Source organism: uncultured Fibrobacter sp., assembly GCF_937877005.1.
Lineage (GTDB): Bacteria > Fibrobacterota > Fibrobacteria > Fibrobacterales > Fibrobacteraceae > Fibrobacter.
On record NZ_CALEFV010000219.1, the window covers coordinates 1 to 3046 of the forward strand.

The window sequence follows — 3046 nt, forward strand, 5'->3', positions numbered from 1 at the left end:
TCGGTGCAGGTCTCGTTCACGGTGATTTCGGGTTCAAGGATTTCCGTCGGGCGCGAGCTGCTGGACTTGGCGGAACTGCTAGATGTCGTAGCATCACTGCTCGATGAACCGTCCTTGTCGGCAGTCTTGGAGTCGCTGGAGCCGTCGGTGTCCTTGCTGGCCGACGACTTTGTAGAACTCGGCTTTGTCTGGTCGTAGGACTTGAACCACTTCTCGCCGTCGCATTCGTAGTTCTCTTCGAGTTCGGTCACATAGACCTTCTCGCCGATGACATCCATGCTGCACTCGTATGTTTCGAGTTCTTCCATGTCGGCCACTTCGGCGGGGAGCCCCGTCCCTTTCGGCGAAGACGAGTCGTCGTCACCGCAACCGATAAACGCAGCACCAAGCACCCCAGCAAGGGCACAGACCGTAAACATTTTCGCGAACGTGTTTTTCATAGCGAAACCTTTGGGTTATTACTCGGAGTCCTTGAGGCAACGGACAGAAAGACCGTAGCCCTTGTTTTCGTAAGTCAGGCGCGCAAGGTCGTAGCTGCAGCCCAAATCCATGATGTACGCGTTGAAGCTGTCGTCCTCAATAGAACTCCAGAAGTCCGCGTTGTAGCCCTCGCTGTTGTAATCCCCAATGTTGTTCCTGCCGCCGGCAGGAAGCGCCGAGAACCCGAAGGCATCCGTTCCGTTGCCATTGATCTTCCAGCCAGTCTGGGACTTCAGTTTGGAACCCGCCGTAGAAGAACCGCCCACCGCCGTGAACAGGGCGTTCCATTCATCATTGCTTGGCAGGTGCCAGCCCTTGGGGCAGATGCCCCGCACCAAGGTCGCTGAGCCCGCCGAAGCGACGCTACAATTCTCGCCATAGCCGCAGCCCTTGCCGCTCGTGCTCCACTCACCCACGCTGTCCATGGCTGCAGCCCAGGTATAAAGGCGGCCGTACTTGGCGCAGTTGGCTGGGTCGTTATCGAAGCACCAGCTGGTGGAATCGGAGGTGTAAACATCATTGTTATAGGAAAAGTTATAGGGAACATCGATGTAGGCATAATTCAGGTTCTGTGCCATCCAAACCTGATCTCCGATTTTAACCGTCTTATAGACTTGTCCATCACGTTCATCGGTAAACTCGCCATAATTAATGTCCGGATTCAAGTAATCACAGGCAGTTTTGCTAGACCCCTCGACATCGCTCGGGGTGACACTTGAAGAACTAGAGTTGCTGGACTTGGTCGATGTTTCGCCGCCATCACCCCCCGCAGACGACGAATCGTCGCAGGCGGTAAACGCAACACCGAGCACCCCCGCAAGGGCACAGACCGTAAACATTTTCGCGAATGTGTTTTTCATAGGGAAACCTTTTGAGATTTAGTCCGAGTCCTTCACGCAGCGCACTGCGAAGGCGTTGTACTTATTGTAGCCGCTGTCCAAGAACGCGTGCGCATAGGAATAGCCCAGGAACATATGGTACGCAATGCTTGCGTCGTCTTCGGAAGCGGACCAGAAGTATGCGCCGTTGCCCACGTGGCTGTAGTCTCCGCCGCCGTTCCTGTAGCCAGACGGGAACACCGAGAAGCCGTAGGCATCTGTTCCGCTCCCGTTGTCATGCCACCCTGAACTTGCCTTCAAAGCCGTGCCCGCAGTAGACTGGCCGCCGATGGCCATAAAGAGGGCTACCCATTCCGCGCGACTCGGCAAATGCCAGCCCGTGGGGCAGACGCCTTGCGCCCTTCCGGAATCCGCCGCGCAGGTCTTGCCATAGCCGCAGCCCGTCGTCGCCGAATCCATCGCCGCGGCCCAGGTGTAGAGACGTCCGTACTTGGCACAGGAGTCGGCACTATTGTCATAGCAGTACGAGCCATAGGATTCTCCTGCAACCTTGTAGTCGAAGTTCAGGTTCTCCGCCATCCAGGTCTGCGAGCCGATGGTGACGATCCTGTAGGCCTGGCCGTCGCGTTCGTCCGTCATGGTGGTCGGAGAAGTGCCGCCGTTTTCATCGTCATTCGCGGAAACGTCGTCCCCGCAGGCGACGAGCAGGGCGACAAAGAAGAACGAGAGGAGAAGCAGTTTGACGGCTTTCACGGCGATTTCTCCTGATTCTTAATCCTTCACGCAGCGGACGGAGTAGGCGTAATACTTATAGCCGTCCGACCACTCCGCCGCATTACTACCGAAGTAAAGTTCAAAGATTTTCACATCGTCTTTATTATACTCCTGAGTAGTCAAAAATTCCGCGGAACTGCCATCAAGGAAGTCTCCAACCACACTGCGAATACCGACAGGCAATGCCGAAAAACCAAATTTATCCGTAAGATACTTAGTGTTTTTTGTCCAACCACCTGGAGATGCTTTGAGTATATAACCTGCATCCAAGGTGCCATATTTACTCACTGACTTAAGCAACGTTGCAAATTCCCCGTCACTAGGCAGGTGCCAACCATTGGGACAAATACCCTGAACTGTTCCAGAAAGATCGCATTTTCTGCCTTTGCCACAGTTTCGCGGATTATTTTCGTCGGTTGCAAATTTCACGGAGTCTATAGCCGCCGCCCAGGTATAAAAGCGGCCCGCTATGTTGCATTTTTTTTCTTCGTTATCAAAGCACCAGCTTTTACCAAGAAGGCTCGGAGTCGCTATGCTATCGGCGTAGTTCAGATTCTCTGCCATCCACACCTGATTACCAATCGTCGTCGTCCTATAGACTTGACCGTCGCGACTGTCCGTCATGGAGCCATATTCAAATTCGGGATTCAGGTAGGCTTCTTTCGGCAAGTCCCAGTTCCATGTCATCAATGAAATCCAACCATCTGAAGTGCAGTAATACTTGTTGGTTTTGGTCACTACGCCATCAGTTCTCGTTCCCACTTCCGTGCCGGTGCATTTTTTTCCATAAGTATCCACATCGGTTTCCGTAGCATCTCCCCACGAACCTTTTTTACAGATAACATATGAGACCGAATCTTTCTTTTCGATAAGACCTTCTCTACTTTCATCGCATTCCGGCAACGCCTTTACCGTGTCCTTCACGCAACTCTTTATTTTGTTGTCGTTCCCGC

4 protein-coding genes are annotated in these 3046 nt (G+C 53.3%); all 4 read right to left on the reverse strand.

From position 1 onward, the window contains the following. A partial coding sequence (locus tag Q0628_RS09810) for a hypothetical protein (protein ID WP_298770555.1) occupies positions 1-440 on the reverse strand: 440 nt, incomplete at its 3' end. A gap of 18 nt (positions 441-458) precedes the next feature. Beyond that, the gene (locus Q0628_RS09815; RefSeq protein WP_298770557.1) at positions 459-1340 is read right to left on the reverse strand and encodes a fibrobacter succinogenes major paralogous domain-containing protein; all 882 of its coding nucleotides are present in this window, start codon (positions 1338-1340) and stop codon (positions 459-461) included. A gap of 18 nt (positions 1341-1358) precedes the next feature. Further along, positions 1359-2072 (reverse strand): fibrobacter succinogenes major paralogous domain-containing protein, encoded by a 714-nt coding sequence (locus Q0628_RS09820; RefSeq protein ID WP_298770559.1) that lies wholly within the window; start codon positions 2070-2072, stop codon positions 1359-1361. A gap of 18 nt (positions 2073-2090) precedes the next feature. After that, a partial coding sequence (locus tag Q0628_RS09825; protein ID WP_298770561.1) for a fibrobacter succinogenes major paralogous domain-containing protein occupies positions 2091-3046 on the reverse strand: 956 nt, incomplete at its 5' end.